Below are 16,845 nucleotides of genomic sequence, written 5' to 3' on the forward strand. Positions count from 1 at the left end.
CAGCAGGCAGGGGAGTCACATCAACAGCAGCGCGACTGGACTAGAAGACTGCACCACTAGCTACTACTTTCGACCATTAGGGGCCAGAATCCAGCTTATGGAGCTCCATGCAGACCTCAGTCAACGGGCGGTGCTCGACACCAATGCTCTCAATTGGAACCAAACCCCTATGGCGGGGGTGGAGCGGCGCCTACTTGATCGCAATGGCGGCGAGGTTGCCAGGGCAACCTCGATCGTGCGCTATGCCCCAGGCAGCCACTTCGAGCGCCATCTTCATGGCGGCGGCGAAGAGATCCTCGTGCTGGAGGGCACTTTCTCAGATGAACAAGGCGACTACCCAGCCGGCACCTACCTGCGCAACCCCGCTGGCTCCAGCCATGCTCCATTCAGCGTGGCGGGCTGCACCATCCTGGTCAAGCTGCACCAGATGCACCCCGCAGATCAGCAGCAGCTGGTGATAAACACCCATAAAGAAGCCTGGCTTCCAGGTCTAGTCAGAGGGTTGGATGTGCTGCCGCTGCACGCCTTTGGCTCTGAACACCTAGCCCTAGTGCGATGGGCCCCGGGAACGGTGTTTCAGCCCCACAGCCATCCAGGTGGGGAGGAGATTCTGGTGCTAGCTGGCGTATTCAAGGACGAATACGGCACATATCTGGCTGGCAGTTGGCTGCGCAATCCGCCCGGCAGCGTGCACAGGCCATGGAGCGAAACCGGTTGTACGATCTGGGTTAAGACCGGCCACCTACCGGAGACTATGCCCCCGCAGAGCGCCCGGGTGCACGAATCAAAGCGGTGACGTCCTTCCTGCGACCGAGGCAGGCAAGCTGCACAACATTGCGGGCTTGATTGCTCACATTTCAATAGAGGTACTTGGCTAGAATGAAACTTGCAATACCGATACGGAAAATAAATTCAAATGAGCCCGTTTCCAGCCCTACCCCTTTGGCTTACATGGGCTTTACTTTCAGCAATTTTTGCTAGCGCTTCTGCCGTACTCGGCAAAGTAGGACTTGAAAACATTGAGGCCGACCTAGCCACCCTTATCCGCACAGTGGTCATATCAATATTCTTGCCGTTGCTAATCATTGCAACCGGCAAATGGAGCAATCCATTTGAACTGTCACAACAGACTTGGGTATTCATAACCCTATCCGGCATTGCCAGTGGCCTGTCTTCGTTCTGCTTTTTTAGGGCATTGAAACAGGGAGATGCGTCATTAGTGGTGCCCATTGACCGCCTCAGCTTGCTGTTTGTCGCCCTTATCGGATTCGCCTTTCTTGGCGAACGCCCCTCAGCTACTGGCTGGACAGGACTATTGCTCATCGCCGGAGGAGGATTGCTGCTATCACTAGCCGAATAGATTCCAAAATAGATTATATTACTAGCCGCAGCCAATCGTATAAGCCGCCATACTACAAAAAAATTAAATTCATCATTTCCTGATGCCCAAATACGCTGGCAACATCAAAGCCCAATAGAATGCGGCGCTACTCTTCAGCGCTACCCTCAACTTTTCCAAAGACATTACCCCATACATCGCCCTTGATATCCCCCCAAACGCTTCCCTCAACATTGCCATTAACATTACCTAAAACATGGCGACCAACATTTGCGCCAACATCGCGTCCGACATATCCTTCTACACTTCCTTCAACGTCTCCATATATATCGCCGCGAACACTGCCCTGAATACTCCCGATTACATCGCCCCAGACATTTGCATTGACCTGCAGAATCCGAAGCTTGCCATCTACTAGGCCAAAAGTGACCAGCTTATTGATTTCCTCGATCTCAGACATTCTCTTAGATATCAAGTGAATAGTGAAGCATAGACCATAGAGAGGATTGCTAAAACATTATTCACCGTGACTACGATCCCACTGCAGCGTCAGAGTAGGGTGCTCCACGCAAGCTATTACTAGCGGATGACCAACCAGTTCAGAAGAAACGCAGGCTGATATCAAGCTCCTTAGTAGGGGATAGCGCTCCACCATCGCTGCGTATTCAGGTGAATTGCGATAGGAGTGCTCCAGAAGCCGGTAGTCCTGATCTGGCTGCATCGCACCAGCGGGAGCGCCGTACAGAATCGAAGAGGGCTCTGCCTTGTCCAGGTCTGCTTCAGGCTCGATGGGCCTGAAACCAAATTTTTCGGTTGTCATGGAAATACTGAGTGCGGACGCTCGGGGTTGCTGCAGAGCGCTCCAATACAAACCTGGCGCAGCCGCAAGCCAATGGAGCCTGCTGTCAGCGGGATCAAACAGAAGCAGCTGCCTTGGTGGTTCAGCTGGAGGGCCATAAGCCTCATTTCTAGGCAGCCAATCCATAGGCCGCGCCATCAGCCGGATCATTTATTCCCAGCTCCAGGCGCCAATCGCTAATGGAGCGCTCCCAGCCCTCCTCCCACCGGGCCGCCATCAAGCACTGGGCCTGATGGCCGATCGCCATGCCGTGAGCCACCGCCTGGGCTAGTTCCTCATAGCGCTCCAGCTGAAGGCGGAAGCTGGCTAGTTGGCCGGCGGTGGTAAGCAGCACATAGGCGGGAAAGCCGATTTGGGCGGCGGTGATGGCCAGCACGCCGCTTTCGCCTGCTGCTGAGGTGCCAAAGCCAGCCACCACATGGTGGATGTCATGGGTGGTGGCTACCCGTTGGGTGAGCCATTGGGCCTCGCTATCGATCGGGCGCGGCCGGAAAAATTCCGGGTCGTAGTTGAGCCTGCGGATCACCTCGGCGTAACTGCGGCCCAAGCTCCCCACTGGAAGCTGGATCAGCCGCTCGATGTCAGGCTGCAGCGGCGGATAGCGCTGCTCGAGCATTTCTGCTCCACCAGCCACCGCCTTAAAGCGCCTGATCGAATCGACCATCTGGGGACTATCGATCATGTTGTCGAGCAGATCGGCTATCGAGTTCAGATCGCCGCCACTGCGACCTATCGCGGCAAGCAGTTTGAGGTTGTTGGCCGCCCGCAGCAGCTCACCAAACCGCGACATAAACCAATCTCAACTGCCTCCAGTATGACTGATACTTTTCTCCTTCACGAGCCAGTGGTGGAGCAGTGGACAAAAGGCTCAAGGATTCATACGAGCACGAACCTATCTATTATATTCAACACTCGAGATCATTCCATCTGGTGAGACGATAACCTCCGTTTCCAGAGTGGCCGCTTGGCGCTAAGTCGTCCGGCCAGGAGGCACGCCAAGAGACTGGTAACGATATCCCTAGGCTGTATTCATAACCACACGGCTACCACCACCCCCTAGAGCTTGCCTTGTGGTGGCCTTCGCCATGAACCCAAAGCCGCTCAGGCTGGCTCCCACTCAATCTTCACCACATCTAACGGACCGCGGCCGCCGCGATTCAGCTCAGTGGCGGCTCGCAGGGCAGCTTCGTGGGTATGAAAAAGGAATGCATCAGAAGTGCTATCAACATCGACGAGTCGCTGATCCTCGCCGGCAATGGCCAGAAATGTGCCATCGCTAAGACGCTTCAGGGCATATCGCTCAGCCTGGGTGCAGTCCATCGGATGGGATGGATCAATCTCGGGAGCCCAAAAATGCATGGCCTCAAGCGCTTGTCCTAATACCTGATCAATCTAGCCAGGGCTGACGCTGTCGACTACTCCCGGCAGGATCATTTCAAGCACGGCTCCTCCTTCAGCCTGGTTGCTGGCCTGGATCCTTCCGCCGTGGGTAACGGCGATCTGCTGCACGATCGATAAGCCCAGGCCACTGCCGATCCGTTTACTTCGGGCCCGAGATGGATCACCTCGGTAAAAGCGTTCAAACAGATGGGCTAAGTCTTCTTCGCTAAGCCCGGGTCCCTGATCAGCCACGCTCAGCTGGCACCACTCACCGCGGCGATCAAGGCTGACCCGCACCACCCCACCATCGGGGCTGTAGCGCAGGGCGTTATCAAAAAGGTTGAGCAGGGCCCGGTGCAGGCGGGAATTATCGCCGCTCAGCTGCAACTTTGCTGGTGCAACAAGCTCAAGAGCTATCTGGCGTTGATCTGCCAGCGGCCGCACGCTGGTCCATACCTGCTCCACCAGCTGGGGCAGATCCACCACCATGGCCCGTGAGGCCGTGCCGGGCAGGGTGTTTTCGAGGCGGGAGAGCTCAAGTAGGTCGCCCACCAGCTCCTGCAGCCGCAGCAATTCCCGCTGCAACCGCTCCACCAGTCGCGCATTCTGGCTATTCACCTGGGCAGCGAGGCTGTCGCCCACCAGCAGCAGGGCGGTGAGGGGGGTTTTCAATTCATGGGCCACATCACTAACCCAGCGCTCCTGCTGCTCGAGCTGGGCATCAAGGGAGCGGCGGCTCTGCAGTTGCACCACCAACCAGCCATCTCGTCCCGGCACCACCATGGCATCTAGGTCATGGCCGCCGGAGTGCAATTCCAGCCGCTGGGGGCGATCCTGGCGGCGGGCGATGCGGATGCTGCTGGCTAAGTCTGGATCTGGGCAGACATCACCGAAGGGTTGGCTGAGCAATAGGCGGCCGGCATCAAGCTGCAAGATCCGCTCCGCCCTTGGGTTGATATGGCCGATCAGGCCCTGGCGATCCAGGAGGATCCAGCCAATGGCGGCGGAATCCAGCCAGCTCAGCAGCTGCCGGGCTGGGGGCAGGGGGCGGTTCAGGCCAGCTCGACGCCGCCAGGAGGCCACTCCAGGCCGGATAAGGGGGCTGGTAAGCAGGCCTAGCCCTATCCCCAGGCTCAACGCGAGCAGCAGCTCAAGGGCTCTAGCCAAAGCGATAACCAAACCCCCGCACCGTAATCAGATGCACTGGGGCTGATGGACTCTCCTCCAACTTCTCCCGCAACCAGCGGATGTGCACATCAACGGTTTTGCTGTCGCCGATGTAGTCGATACCCCAGAGCTGCTCCAGCAGCTGATCGCGGCTCCAGACCCGCCGTGGATTTTGCATAAACAGCTCCAGCAATCGATATTCCTTCGGCGATAGGTTTACCTCCACTCCGTCCCGCGTTACCCGGCATTCGTCCTGGTAGATGCAGAGGTTGGCGTGCTCCAGCACCTTGGCCCGGCTGGGCTGGCTAGACGAGCGCCGCAGCAGGGCCCGGCACCTAGCCACCAGCTCCCGCATGCCAAAGGGTTTCACCAGGTAGTCGTCGGCGCCCACCTCCAGCCCCAGCACCCGATCGGTTTCGGTGTCGCGGGCACTCACCACCAGGATCGGCGTTTGGTTGCTGTGTTGACGCAGCTGCCGGCATACATCCAGCCCACCCAGCCCCGGCAGCATCAAATCCAGCACCACCAGGGAAAATTGTTGGCCATCGGACGCCCGCTGCAGCAATTGCAGGGCGTCGCGGCCATTGCCACAGGCCTGAACGCTGAACCCCTCCAGCTCCAGGGCTTCGCGAATAGTTTCGCGAATCGTTTCGTCGTCTTCGACTACGAGCAAGGAAGGCTGCATGTCGCCATTCTCGCCGGCCAGCTCAACCCCCCAGAATGTTGCTTCAACCACAGCGGTAACCCTGACCACGAACCGTGGTGATCAAGCTGGGTTGGGCGGGATTCTCTTCCAACTTGAGGCGCAGCCAGCGGATATGCACATCCACGGTCTTGGGATCGAGCTCCACGGCCTCGCTTGCTCCCCACACCCGAGCGAGCAGTTGATCGCGACTCCAGATCCGGCGTGGATGCTTCAAAAAGAAGTGAAGTAGTCGAAATTCCCGTGGCGACAGGCTCACCTCGGCACCATCGCGGCACACCCGGTGTTCCTCCACAAGCATGGAAACCCGGCCGCAGCGCAGGGAAAGCGAGTTTTCCGAGCCGAGTTGGTGGCGGCGCACCAAGGCCCGGCAGCGGGCCAGGCATTCCGCCAGTCCAAAGGGACTGGGCAGCACGTCATCGGCGCCATCCTCGAGGCCCCGTACCCGGTCGGTCTCGGAGACTCCAGGGCATAGCAGCAGCACAGGAATCGGCTTGCGGGCAGAGCGCACCTGGCGGCACAGCTGTCGGGCAGCTTCGCCCAGGCTGCCATCCAGCACAAGCAAATCCCAGTTGAAACTTGGCCCCAACTTGGAGTTCGCCTGCTCTGCATCAGTGCAAACGGTTACTTCGTAGCCCTCATCGCCAAGCTTTTGATGCAGGCAGGTCGCTGCGGTGCAGTCGGAGTAAACGAGCAACAGCCGTATGGACGGCTGATTCATCGATGCTGGTTGCGCTGCTGGGGGAGATGGCTCACCACCAGTCGCCGCTGGCTATCGATGTGGAGCCAGCCCTCATCGCGCAGGGCGCCGAGAATCCGAGTAACGGTGACCCGGGTGGTGCTGAGGGTGCTGGCCAGCTCCTGGTGGGTGAGCTTCACCTGAAGGCGCAGGCCCTGTTCACAGGGCTGGCCGTAGTCGTTGGCGAGCAACTCAAGGAACCCGCGCACCCGATCTTCGATGCGGCGCAGGCCGAGCAGGGCAAGCAGGGCCTCACTTTGGCGGTAGCGAGAGGCCATGCCCTGAAGCAGGCCCATAGCCAGATTGGGTGAGCGCTGAATTTCTTCGCAGCTGACGCAGAGCAGGTCGCTATCTACCAAGGTGTTGGCCGCATAGGCCTCAACATTGGTGAGGGGATCGCCGAAGGGCTCGTTAGGGCCGGCTAACCCCAGCAGCAACTCATCACCATGGATCGAAATCGCGGTGAGTTTCACCATGCCCCGCACAACCAGCCAAACGCTGCGCTTAAGCAGGGGCACCTGGCTTCCAGCCGCAAGGTGCACCAAGCTGCGCTTCTCGTAGCTGGTCTCAAGCAGATCGCGGAAGCTATCGCTGCGACCCGGTTGAAGAGAGGGCGTGAACACCATCGAGGAGCAAGCCAGTGGGCTGGAACAACGTTATGGAGCCAGCTGCGCTGCCAAGCAAAGGCTCGGTAGTCCCGGGTTTAAGACCCGGTTAGGGCGGGTGGGGGTGGCGTTGGTGGCCCCAGCAAAGCCCCCCGCAACAGCCAGAGGCTCTCGCCCTGCTGCCAGAAGAGCCAAAGCCGATATCCATCTATTAAGGAGCGGCCATGGAGCTCGGCGAGGGCCAGGGGCGCGGCGGCGCTGGGGCTGCTGAGGCGCAGGCTGATGTCTTCGGGCAAGGTGCCCAGGCTCGCTGGTAATTCCTGCTCCTTGCCTCCATCCCATAGGGCTAGAAGGGCACGCTCCTGGCCGGGAAGCAGCCACCACTGGCGCCGCTGCAGGGCCACCAAGGCGGCGCCAGCTTCCCTGGGCCGCCCACCCATGGCCACTTGCCGGGCCAGGCGAAATGCCTCGCTGGGCTGGCGCGGCAGGTTTCCGAGATTGGTTGTAGTTGGCGGCCCGCTAGCGGCGGCAACGGGCTGGCGGCGGCCCTGCTCGCTTTGGGAGTCGCCGGCGAAAGCACCAGCGGGCAGGCTGGAGGGTGGCGGCGGCGGCAGGCCTGCCAGACCTTGCAGAGGAATCGTGGCCAGGGAGCTAGTCGTGCCCAAGCCTGAAGCCGTGCGGCTCCAGCGCAGCAGGGTGGCCGTGTCCTCTTCCAGCACGGCCCGGCGAGCGCGGCGGCCATCGCTTCCGGGCTGGGGCAGGGCCATCAGCAGCAGCAACTGGCAAATCAGGGCGGCCAGCAGGGCAGGAGCCCAGCGCCGCACCATCGGCTCAGCCAGCTTTGGGTGTAGGTGCAGGAAGTTGGATTTCAAGGTGCAGTGGCAAGGAATCGAGCTGGCTGAGCAGGCGGCGGACGTCACCCCAGGGGGTGTCGGGATCGGGCACGATCCGCAAGCGATTCGCCCTGCTGCGCAGGGCCGGAGCGGCAAGCAAGCGCCGCAGCTCGGCGGCGGCAATAGGCTGGTTCCAGAGCCTCAGACCACCATCGGCAGCGAGGTGCAGGCTGATTACCCCCTGGGCCAACGGGCGCTGCAGCCTCACCTGGGGCAGCAGCAGCAGGCCCAGGGAAAAAGCGCATAGAGCCGTTGCCAGCAGCGCATGGGAGAAGGGTTGCAGCAGCCAGGCTTGCTTCACCGCTTTCCTCCCGGCCACTCCACCAGCACCGGCAAGCGGGAGTGGTGCTGCAACCAATCGAGAGAGGCGGCCACCTCAGCGCTGGCTAAGCCAGCCGAGGGCTGGAAACGCACAGCCACCACCGCGGACGGGCGGGCCTGCAGTTGGCGAAGCAGGCCCTCATCCGCTTGGGGGGCACCGTTGAGAATCCAGCGGCCGGATGCGGCGCGGGCCACAACCAACACATCACCGCCGCTAACAGCGGGCTCGGGGTGCAGTCGCAGTTTGTCTTGCTGCAACAGGCTGGGCAGGGCAGCAACCGCCAGCAACACGGTGATGCTGGTTGCCACCAGGGGTACCAAGGCGGTTAAGAGCCCTGGTTGTGCGGCGCTTGACTGCTGCATCAGGGATTGGCGCCATGACGCAGCTGCCAGCGGCGCAGCCCCTGGTTGAGCAACAGCAACGCCATCGCCACAAAAGTGATCTGCAGACCAAGCAGGGTGGGAAGCAACACGTCGCCGTAGCCGGCCAAGGGAGCGCCGGGCGGCAGCAGCAGCTGGCTGCCTAGTTGCTTCAGCACCGCCATTAAGCCAGCCGTCGTGCCGATCAGGCCCAGCAGCGGAGCCAGCACCACTGCTGCCTGGAGCAAGGGCTCACCCCAAGTCATCTGGTGGTCACAGTCGTCAAGCAACTGAAGGCGCACCTCCGCAGAAGGTGCCTGCGCCAGCGCCGTCCGCAGCTGCCGCCACGAGCGGCGACCACGGGCAAACCAGCGCCACCAAAACGCACAGCGATCAAATCCCACGGTGAATACCGCCACTGATAAAAGCAGCAGGGGCACAGCTACCGGTCCGCAGGCCTTCCACAGAGACAGGAAGGAAGCCATGGCTCTTGCCGAATGGGGTGAGGATATGGAGCGCTTGGGGCCGCCGCCGGTATCGCCCCTGCTTGACAGGGGCTCGGGCGCCGGCACGGCTTAAAGATTGATCGGCTCCACTCCGCTCACCACCGGCGCCACGGCGCTCAGCTCCAGTTCGGGGTGCTCCTCCGCCAGCTGACCCAGGTTCCAGCTGTTCTTGAACAGCAGCACCGGCCGGTTCCAGGCATCCCGCACCGTCTTGCAATTAAAGATCCGCCCCACCTGCTCCAGCGCTGGCCAGCCGCCCGCCACCCAGCGAGCCACCGCAAAACCGAGCGGTTCAAGCCGCGTCTGCACGCCGTATTCGTGCTCAAGCCGGTATTGCACCACCTCCAGTTGCAGCTGGCCCACCGCCGCCAGGATCGGATCGCGCTTGCTTTCATCTGTGTCGTAGAGGATTTGCACCGCCCCCTCCTCGCGCAGCTCGTTGACACCCTTGCGGAAGCTTTTGAACGTCGATGGGTTGGGGTTGCGCAACCAGGCAAAGATCTCCGGCGAGAAGCAAGGAATCCCCTCGTATTCCACCTTCTGGCCCAGATAAAGGGTGTCGCCAATGGCGAACATGCCCGGGTTATTGAGGCCGATCACGTCGCCGGGGTAGGCGTCCTCCACCACCTCCCTGTCCTGGCCGAACAGCTTCTGGGGGCGCGATAGGCGAATGGCCTTGCCGGTGCGGGCGTGCTGCACCGTCATGTCCTTTTCAAACTTGCCGCTGCACACCCGCACAAAGGCCACCCGGTCGCGGTGGCGCGGATCCATGTTGGCCTGCAGCTTGAACACAAAGCCGCTGAAACCGGGGCCGATCGGATCGATCTCACCGGCATTGCTGGCGCGGCCCACCGGCTTCTGGGCCAGCTCCAAAAAGGCATCAAGAAACGGCCGCACGCCGAAGTTGGTCATCGCCGAACCAAAGAAAACAGGCGAGAGCTCACCGGCGTGCACCAGCTCTAGGTCGAGGTCGGCCCCAGCCCCCTCCAGCAACTCCAGTTCCTCAAGGGCTTGAGCCAGGAGCTCCGGCTCCACGGCCCCCGTATCGCGGGCTTCCTGCACCGTGAGCAGCTTTTCCTCGCTCTGGCGGCCGCGCTCGGCGCGCTGAAACAGAATCACGTCGTGGCTGCGGCGATCGATCACGCCGCGAAAGCGGTCGCCGCTGCCGATCGGCCAGTTCACCGGCCAGCAGGCCAGGCCCAGCTCCTGCTCGATCTCATCGAGCAGCTCCAGGGGCTCGCGCCCCGGCCGGTCCATCTTGTTGATGAAGGTGAAGATCGGGATGCGCCGCATGCGGCACACCTCAAACAATTTGCGCGTCTGCGGCTCTAGGCCCTTGGCCGCGTCTTCCAGCATCACCGCGTTGTCAGCGGCCGCCAGGGTGCGGTAGGTGTCTTCTGAGAAGTCCTGGTGGCCGGGGGTATCCAGCAGGTTGATCGTGCTGCCGCTGTAGTCGAACTGCAGCACCGTTGAGGTGATCGAGATGCCGCGCTGTTTCTCAAGCTCCATCCAGTCGGAGGTCACCTTGCGCTGCTCCCCCTTGGCCTTCACGGCGCCGGCCTGCTGGATCGCGCCCCCGTAAAGCAGCAGTTTCTCGGTGAGGGTGGTCTTGCCCGCGTCTGGGTGGGAAATGATCGCGAAGTTACGCCGCCGGGCCACGGCCTCGGCCAGGGCCTGCAGTTCTGGAGTGCTGCTTGTGCTGCTGATCATTAGGTCAGCCTGCCAGGCCGCTTAATTGAGCCGGCCCCACACCTCCAGGTAGCGCTCCTGTCGCGGCGCCACCTGGAGCTGGGCGGCCAGCCCGGCCTGCTCCAGCTGCTGTTCCACCTCCACCACCGTGAAGGCCGCATGCAGGGACGCGCGATAGTCGCGCCGCAGCACCTCCGGGGCGCTCGCCATCTCGGCGGCCACCAGGCCCTCAACTGCCTCGCCGTTATCGGGCCGGCGCAGGTCTTGGACATAAACAAAGGCCCCAGGGGCGCCTAGCTGGATAACCGTCTGCCAAAGCGCCGCCGGATCATGCAGGTGGTGCAACAGGCTATTGCTCACCACCGCCGAGAAGTGGGCTTCAAGCTGGCCTGCGGCAGCAAGGGGCAGCAGGGCCTGCTCAAATCGCAGCCGAGCCGCCAGATCCGGCGACGCTCCGGCCAGGCGCTCGAGCGCTACCGCAAGCATCCGTGGCGCCCCGTCGAGCCCTAAAACCTTTGCAGCAGGCCAGCGATCGGCCAGAAGCAAGCTGATGTTGCCCGGGCCGCAACCCAGATCCACCAACGTCGTGCCGGGATCTTCACCGCAGAGCTGGGCCAGCCGCTCCACCATCGCCGCATCGGAGGCGGCGAAATCGGCCTGGGCATAGGCCAGCACCTGGCCTACCTCATCCATCAGCTCCGGCTCCGGAATGCGCTGCATCAAATCCAGGATTTCCAAATCCATTGTGGCGCAGCCTTGCTGGGCGGCGCACTGTCGCTGGTGTCTGCCAGATCTTGCACACCCCACCTGTGGCGTTATGGTTCGGCTCACCTTCGGGCCGTACTGCCTGTGACGCTCTCAGCCACGCCCCCTACAGCCGCCAGTCAGAACGCCGAAACCGTTGCTGCTGAAAAGGCATATGCGGCTGCCAGCGGCAAGCCGGCGGGCGAGGCTCTCGATTTCCCAGCCACCGCTCCAGCTGCCAACCCGGTTTTTTACCGGACCTACAGCCGCAAGACCGAGACCGGCCGGGAAAGTTGGCACCAGGTGGCTGAGCGCAACCTCGGCGGCCTGAGCAAGCTGGGCAACCTCAGCGAGGCGGAGGTTGAGCTGATGCGCCGCATGCAGCAGCAGCAGAAAGCTCTGCCTTCAGGGCGCTGGCTGTGGATCGGCGGCACCGAATGGATCGAGCAGCAGCACAACTTCTCCGGCGCCTACAACTGCACCTCCACCAACCTGGTGGACTGGGAAGCCTTCGGTCTGATGATGGACCTGGCGATGATGGGCTGCGGCACCGGCGCCATCATTGAGCCCCACCTGATCGGGCGCTTGCCGGCGGTGCGCAACCGGCTCAGCATCGCCGCTGTGACCGACATCGGTGCCACGCCAGCTGGCCAACGCCAGGAGCACACCAGCCACAACATCGAGTCCAACCGGGTAGCCATCAAGGTGGGTGACACCCGCCGTGGCTGGGTGGACAGCTACCAGCTGCTGCTCAATCTTTGCAGCGACGAGCGCTTTGACCCCGCCATCCCGATCGAGATCAGCGTCGATCTCTCCGACGTGCGTCCCGTAGGCGAAACCCTCAAGGGCTTCGGTGGCATGGCCAACCCGGTGAAACTCAAGGACCTCTACGGCCGCGTAGCCCAGATCCTCAATAAGGCCCAGGGCCGCCAGCTCACCTCGGTGGAGTGTTGCCTACTGATCGATGAGGCTGCCGTCACGATCGTGGCCGGCAACATCCGCCGCAGCGCCGGCATGCGCCAGTTCTGCGCCGACGACAACTCCGCCGCCGGAGCTAAGGAGAACCTCTGGCAGCAGGACAGCGAAGGCAACTGGAGCATCGATCCGGAAAGGGATTCCCTGCGCATGGCCAACCACACCCGGGTCTTCCACAACCGGCCCGACCGGGCCACGGTGCTGGAGGCGGTTGTTAAGCAGTTCCAGAGCGGTGAGGGCGCGATTCAGTTCGCTCCCGAAGCCATCGCCCGCTCAAACGCCGACGTGCTCAGCACCCCAGAGCTGCGCACAGAGTTCATCGGCATCTACTGCGACCAAGGCCGCGAGCAAGCCGGCCGCTGGCTCACCACCCACCACCCCGAAATCGGCGCGGCGGAGCTGGAGCACCGCTTAGGCCGGTACGGGCTAAACCCCTGCGGCGAGATCCTCGGCGCCGACTTCCACTGCAATCTGGCTGAAATCCACCTCAACCAGATCGACCCCGCCGATCTGGTGTCCCAGGAGGAGGCATTCCGTGCCGCCGGCCTGGCCGTGGCCTGCCTGCTCAACCATCGCTTCGAGGTGGAGCGCTACCGCCAGAGCCGCGCCTGGGATCCGATCGTGGGCGTGAGCTTCACCGGCCTATTTGACTTCTTTGTGCACGCCTTTGGCACGCCCTGGCTCACCTGGTGGGAAGCGGGCCGGCCCAACACGGCCGAAGGCCTGGCCTTCAAGGCAAAGGAGGCCGAATTCTTGAGCCGCTGGAAGCAGATCGTCAATACGGCGGTTTGGGACTACTGCGATCGCCACGGCCTGCGCCGCCCCAACCGCTGCACCACCGTGCAGCCCGCTGGCACCAAGAGCCTGCTCACCGGAGCATCCCCTGGCTGGCACCCCCCCAAAGCCCAGCGCTTCATCCGCCGCATCACCTTCCGCAAGAACGATCCGGTGGCCCTTGCCTGCATGGACTACGGCTACACGATCGTGCCCTCGCAAAGCGATAAGGACGAACAGGGCCGCCTGCTGGATGATGCGTTTGATCCCCGCTGCACCGAGTGGCTGGTGGAAATCCCCACCGAAGTGAGCTGGGCAAATATTCCCGGTGCCGATGCGGTTGAGATCAACAACTTCTCAGCCTTGGCCCAATTCGACTTTTACATGCAGGTGCAGAAGCACTACACAGCCCACAACACCTCAGCCACGGTGGAGTTCCGCGAAAACGAAATAGAACAACTAGCAGATGCCATTTATCAGGCAATCGATCAAGGCGAGGGCTATATATCCGCAGCACTGCTGGCCCGCTTTGATGCAAATGCCACGTTCCCGCGGCTGCCATTTGAACCAATCGACCACGCCACCTACCTGCGTCTCAACGCTGAGGTGGCCGCCCGGCGCAGCACCACCTGCTTCTTTGAAGCTCTTCAGCGCTACGACCGCGGTGAGCTGGTGGAGGCAGGCCCAGCTGGCTGCGATTCAGACAAATGCCTACTGCCTTTGGCTAAACCGGGCAACAACTGACCAATTAAGATAAAATATCGGTGTGGCACTGCCGCACCGAACCTCTGGAGAGGTGGTCGAGTGGTTGATGGCTCTGGTCTTGAAAACCAGCGAAGTGAAAGCTTCCGCGGGTTCGAATCCCGCCCTCTCCGTTCCAATGACATCAGCAGAACCCAGTCAAGGACTGGGTTTTTTAGTGCCTTACCGCAAGCCGGCTTGAAGTAGTGACTTGTCTGCTTCCGGACGTTGCGGGATGATTCCGGCCATGGATTCGGGAACGATTCGGGAACTCATGGATCTCTCCCAAGTCAACGCCTCCCTGCGTAGTCGTGGGGTCAGGGGGAAGCTGGATATAAAGAAGGATCGACTTTTTCTTCGAGGCACATTCGCCTCAGCCGATGGCACCCGTAAGGATCGACGAGTACCCCTAGGGCTCCCCGCAAACCCAGGTCAACTCCTACAGGCAGAGACTCGGGTAATGGCTCTAATGGCGGCGGTGGAGCAAATGGGAGTGTTGCCGAATCCCTTGCCATGGGACAACGAAACGGAGCTGGCGATGCGAAACACCTCTCCCGCACCCCAGGCCATGACTGTTGCCTTGGCGTTGACCCACCTGGAGGATGACTTCTGGCAGGGGAAGGTACGGACCAGCGCCGCCCAGCGCACCTGGGACCGGCTGGCTCATGAGGTGCGCCGCATGCCGCAGCACGCCACCCTCACAAGCGATCTCCTATTGGCGGTGGCAAACACCACCGCGGCCGGCAGCCGCTCCAGGCTTGAAAGCTGCAAAGTGCTCAAGCGGCTTGGCAAGTTAGTCGGCCTTGAGGGAGTGGAGCAGCTCGATGCCATTCGCACCCCATACGAACCTGCCGAGCGCGATCTGCCAGGGGACGACCTGCTGGAGGAGCTAGTGAAAAATATCGGCAGCCACACCAAGTACGGATGGGCAACCTGGGCACTCATTACCTACGGCTGCCGACCCGCGGAAGTGTTCTCTCTACAGCCAGCGGGAGATGGCACAGCAAAAGTGCTCTCCGTAAAGCGCAAGGGTAAGCAGCCAACCTGGCGAACGGCTCTGGCGCTGCCAGTCTCGGCCGAACAGCCTGAGCGGTCGGTGCCTTGGGATGTGGGTAGCCCCTCTCAGTACGACTCCCTAGTGGCAATGCGACTAACCCAGTCCTGGGGGAAGTGGCTTCAATCAAGCTCACCTGGCTTGCAGCTGTACGCCTTGAGGCATTCATGGGCAGTGCGCTCGGTCCGCAAAAACCTAAATGCCTCGCTGGCTGCCAAGTGCATGGGGCACTCACTAGCTGTGCATCACTCGACCTACCACCGCTGGCTGGAGCAGGCAGATGTTGCAGCGGCCGCAAAACTGATTCAACACAGCCCATGCTAGTACATCAGAACTAGCACCTAGTTCGATGAGCCAACAGGCTTGGATCCAGGACCCCAGGACCGCCAACACAATGCGGTTCCACTTCGATCCCAAGAGCGGGAGCGCGCACCCGATGTACGTCGTCGATTCAGGCCGGCCGCTACCTGGTGCGCCACCGCTGCTCAAGACCCGTATTCATATGCGCCGTAACGACGCTAGGGAGCTGTGGCTCAAGCTCAAGGCCCAGGGGTGGAAGCAGGTGGCCCCCCAGTGGGGCGCTGGAGTAGATGTCTAAGCACGAGGTGTGACAGATGCCATGAGCAGCTACCTGATCCGACGCGACGAGGCCTTAGCGACGGCATAGCCGGTCAGGTGTTCGACAGCTACGACGCGGCCTATGCGGCCGTTGAGCGTTACTACGCCGATGTGTGCTGCTCAGACGACCGTGAGTACTACCGGATCGTGGACGACGGTGAGCAGCTCAATGGCTCCACACACCTCACCCCTCCCCCCTGAGCCACGCCCTGTGCAGCTCGTGGCGGTCCTGGCCATCGAGCAGCTCTGCAGGCACGGCTGACAACAATCGCCCCGAGGGGTGTTGTGGCCTGGCTATGTCCTGAGCGTGGGCAGCGTCCAGAGCCTGCACCATCTCGATGCCGAATCCGGCAGCGTCAGAGAAGCACACGGCGAATCGGGGCATGGCGGTCAGGGCAGGCGCTTAATACTGATTGTTGGCATGCATTGGAAGCATATCTGTAGTACGGCACGAAATAAGACCTGCACTTAATTAGATGTTCAACAGCTTCATCGCCGCCAGGAACGTATCTCAGAAATGGAAATACGAGAAAAGATGTCTTTCGACTTATGCGAAGGAGCACCTTTTGAATTGCCAGGGCTACTACAAAGACTTAAATCACACTGCGTCTGACTGCTTAGTGATTGGGACCAGAGACACGGGAACCGATGCGTATTTTGCGACTGTTTGCATGAAAAACTCGTCGGAAGCAATCGAATATACAGGAGTGATTATGAGCAAGCGACTTTACAGGGAGAATCAATATTATACCAAGGCCAAGTCAATGGATTTGGACACTGGTTCATTCAGCGCAAGAGATGGTTTACACCTTCAAAAATAGACTCCTGGTCCTCTAGTTAGATGTGCCAATAGTGGGTTATGTAAACCATTTGGCCACCGCAATTAGCCCCGTTGGAGTGGGTATCCCGCAGGCCGCTGAATAGCACCTCTCAAGCACTCCACAATCCGCTGCCGTTCCCGAACGCGCACGGCGTTGGCTGCCCTACAAGCGGTCAAATGGTGCCTCAGGGGGTCGATTCCCCTAAGGCAGTACCCTTTGCGGGGGTAAGGGAGACTCTGGAAAAACCAGGCCATTTGCGGGAGAATGGCCCTTTGAACGAAGGCTAGGACTGGAGTAATGGGCGGCAAGCAGCTCGGATTTACGGACTACGAGCTCACCACCGCTAAAAAACAGACCAAAAGGGAGAAGTTTTTATCTGAGATGGAGGCGGTGGTTCCCTGGCAAGCACTGATCGAATTGATCGAGCCCTACTACCCCAAGACCAGCAAGAAGGGTGGCCGTCCGCCATATCCGCTGATAACGATGCTGCGGATCCATCTGCTGCAGCAGTGGTATTCCCTCAGTGATCCGGCCATGGAAGAGGCCCTGATCGAGGT

Annotated in this window: 22 protein-coding genes and 1 tRNA gene; 8 read left to right on the top strand and 15 right to left on the bottom strand. The window is 61.0% G+C overall.

What is annotated here, in order from left to right; translation table 11 throughout:
- Positions 1–97: 97 nt before the first annotated feature.
- On the top strand, positions 98–796 hold the full coding sequence (locus tag KBY74_RS06080; RefSeq protein ID WP_254941919.1) for a cupin domain-containing protein: 699 nt from the start codon (positions 98–100) through the stop codon (positions 794–796).
- 120 nt (positions 797–916) lie between these two features.
- On the top strand, positions 917–1,360 hold the full coding sequence (locus KBY74_RS06085) for an EamA family transporter (RefSeq protein ID WP_254930507.1): 444 nt from the start codon (positions 917–919) through the stop codon (positions 1,358–1,360).
- Positions 1,361–1,487: 127 nt separating this feature from the next.
- On the opposite strand, the gene KBY74_RS06090 is transcribed toward KBY74_RS06085, so the two are convergent.
- From KBY74_RS06090 to KBY74_RS06155, 14 genes are all read right to left on the bottom strand, one after another.
- A complete protein-coding gene (locus KBY74_RS06090; protein WP_254941920.1) occupies positions 1,488–1,799 on the bottom strand; it encodes a hypothetical protein in 312 nt (103 codons plus the stop codon).
- A gap of 57 nt (positions 1,800–1,856) precedes the next feature.
- On the bottom strand, positions 1,857–2,159 hold the full coding sequence (locus tag KBY74_RS06095; protein WP_254941921.1) for a hypothetical protein: 303 nt from the start codon (positions 2,157–2,159) through the stop codon (positions 1,857–1,859).
- 148 nt (positions 2,160–2,307) lie between these two features.
- Positions 2,308–2,988, bottom strand: a complete 681-nt coding sequence (locus tag KBY74_RS06100; RefSeq protein WP_254941922.1) for a Coq4 family protein — start codon at positions 2,986–2,988, stop codon at positions 2,308–2,310.
- A gap of 311 nt (positions 2,989–3,299) precedes the next feature.
- The gene (locus tag KBY74_RS06105) at positions 3,300–3,557 is read right to left on the bottom strand and encodes a hypothetical protein (RefSeq protein WP_106633015.1); all 258 of its coding nucleotides are present in this window, start codon (positions 3,555–3,557) and stop codon (positions 3,300–3,302) included.
- Between the two features lie 33 nt (positions 3,558–3,590).
- Positions 3,591–4,661 carry a cell wall metabolism sensor histidine kinase WalK gene (locus tag KBY74_RS06110; protein WP_254941923.1) on the bottom strand — a complete coding sequence of 357 codons (1,071 nt, stop codon included), beginning with the start codon at positions 4,659–4,661 and terminating at the stop codon, positions 3,591–3,593.
- Positions 4,662–4,737: 76 nt separating this feature from the next.
- A complete protein-coding gene (locus KBY74_RS06115; protein WP_254941937.1) occupies positions 4,738–5,430 on the bottom strand; it encodes a response regulator transcription factor in 693 nt (230 codons plus the stop codon).
- 43 nt (positions 5,431–5,473) lie between these two features.
- Positions 5,474–6,169, bottom strand: coding sequence for a winged helix-turn-helix domain-containing protein (locus KBY74_RS06120; protein ID WP_254941924.1), 696 nt, complete (start codon positions 6,167–6,169; stop codon positions 5,474–5,476).
- The gene (locus tag KBY74_RS06125; RefSeq protein ID WP_106633013.1) at positions 6,166–6,813 is read right to left on the bottom strand and encodes a Crp/Fnr family transcriptional regulator; all 648 of its coding nucleotides are present in this window, start codon (positions 6,811–6,813) and stop codon (positions 6,166–6,168) included. The genes KBY74_RS06120 and KBY74_RS06125 overlap by 4 nt, the downstream gene beginning before the upstream one ends.
- Positions 6,814–6,890: 77 nt before the next feature.
- Positions 6,891–7,619 carry a hypothetical protein gene (locus KBY74_RS06130; RefSeq protein ID WP_254941925.1) on the bottom strand — a complete coding sequence of 243 codons (729 nt, stop codon included), beginning with the start codon at positions 7,617–7,619 and terminating at the stop codon, positions 6,891–6,893.
- 4 nt (positions 7,620–7,623) lie between these two features.
- The gene (locus tag KBY74_RS06135; protein ID WP_106633011.1) at positions 7,624–7,986 is read right to left on the bottom strand and encodes a biopolymer transporter ExbD; all 363 of its coding nucleotides are present in this window, start codon (positions 7,984–7,986) and stop codon (positions 7,624–7,626) included.
- Entirely contained in the window at positions 7,983–8,369 is a 387-nt protein-coding gene (locus KBY74_RS06140) for a hypothetical protein (RefSeq protein WP_254941926.1), read from the bottom strand. The genes KBY74_RS06135 and KBY74_RS06140 overlap by 4 nt, the downstream gene beginning before the upstream one ends.
- The gene (locus KBY74_RS06145; protein ID WP_254941927.1) at positions 8,369–8,851 is read right to left on the bottom strand and encodes a MotA/TolQ/ExbB proton channel family protein; all 483 of its coding nucleotides are present in this window, start codon (positions 8,849–8,851) and stop codon (positions 8,369–8,371) included. Before KBY74_RS06145 ends, KBY74_RS06140 begins: the two co-directional genes overlap by 1 nt.
- Positions 8,852–8,941: 90 nt before the next feature.
- Positions 8,942–10,582, bottom strand: a complete 1,641-nt coding sequence (locus KBY74_RS06150; RefSeq protein ID WP_254941928.1) for a peptide chain release factor 3 — start codon at positions 10,580–10,582, stop codon at positions 8,942–8,944.
- Positions 10,583–10,603: 21 nt separating this feature from the next.
- Positions 10,604–11,305, bottom strand: coding sequence for a methyltransferase (locus KBY74_RS06155; RefSeq protein WP_254941929.1), 702 nt, complete (start codon positions 11,303–11,305; stop codon positions 10,604–10,606).
- A 105-nt stretch (positions 11,306–11,410) separates the two neighbouring features.
- Between KBY74_RS06155 and nrdJ the strand changes: the two genes are divergently transcribed.
- The 5 genes from nrdJ (at position 11,411) to KBY74_RS06180 (ending at position 15,668) form a co-directional block, all read left to right on the top strand.
- Positions 11,411–13,798 carry a ribonucleoside-triphosphate reductase, adenosylcobalamin-dependent gene (nrdJ, locus tag KBY74_RS06160; RefSeq protein ID WP_254941930.1) on the top strand — a complete coding sequence of 796 codons (2,388 nt, stop codon included), beginning with the start codon at positions 11,411–11,413 and terminating at the stop codon, positions 13,796–13,798.
- A 46-nt stretch (positions 13,799–13,844) separates the two neighbouring features.
- Positions 13,845–13,929 (top strand) — tRNA-Ser (locus tag KBY74_RS06165).
- A gap of 326 nt (positions 13,930–14,255) precedes the next feature.
- Complete coding sequence (locus tag KBY74_RS06170) at positions 14,256–15,173, top strand: hypothetical protein (RefSeq protein WP_254941931.1); 918 nt, start codon at positions 14,256–14,258, stop codon at positions 15,171–15,173.
- A 25-nt stretch (positions 15,174–15,198) separates the two neighbouring features.
- Entirely contained in the window at positions 15,199–15,447 is a 249-nt protein-coding gene (locus KBY74_RS06175) for a DUF1651 domain-containing protein (protein ID WP_254941932.1), read from the top strand.
- A 77-nt stretch (positions 15,448–15,524) separates the two neighbouring features.
- Entirely contained in the window at positions 15,525–15,668 is a 144-nt protein-coding gene (locus KBY74_RS06180) for a hypothetical protein (protein ID WP_254941933.1), read from the top strand.
- Here the strand turns inward: KBY74_RS06180 and KBY74_RS06185 are convergent.
- On the bottom strand, positions 15,652–15,852 hold the full coding sequence (locus KBY74_RS06185; protein WP_254941934.1) for a hypothetical protein: 201 nt from the start codon (positions 15,850–15,852) through the stop codon (positions 15,652–15,654). The two genes, KBY74_RS06180 and KBY74_RS06185, sit on opposite strands and share 17 nt — an antisense overlap.
- 733 nt (positions 15,853–16,585) lie before the next feature.
- Between KBY74_RS06185 and KBY74_RS06190 the strand changes: the two genes are divergently transcribed.
- The coding region (locus KBY74_RS06190) for a transposase (RefSeq protein ID WP_254941935.1) at positions 16,586–16,845 on the top strand (260 nt) is incomplete at its 3' end.

This window comes from Cyanobium sp. A1C-AMD (assembly GCF_024346495.1).
Lineage (GTDB): Bacteria > Cyanobacteriota > Cyanobacteriia > PCC-6307 > Cyanobiaceae > Cyanobium_A > Cyanobium_A usitatum.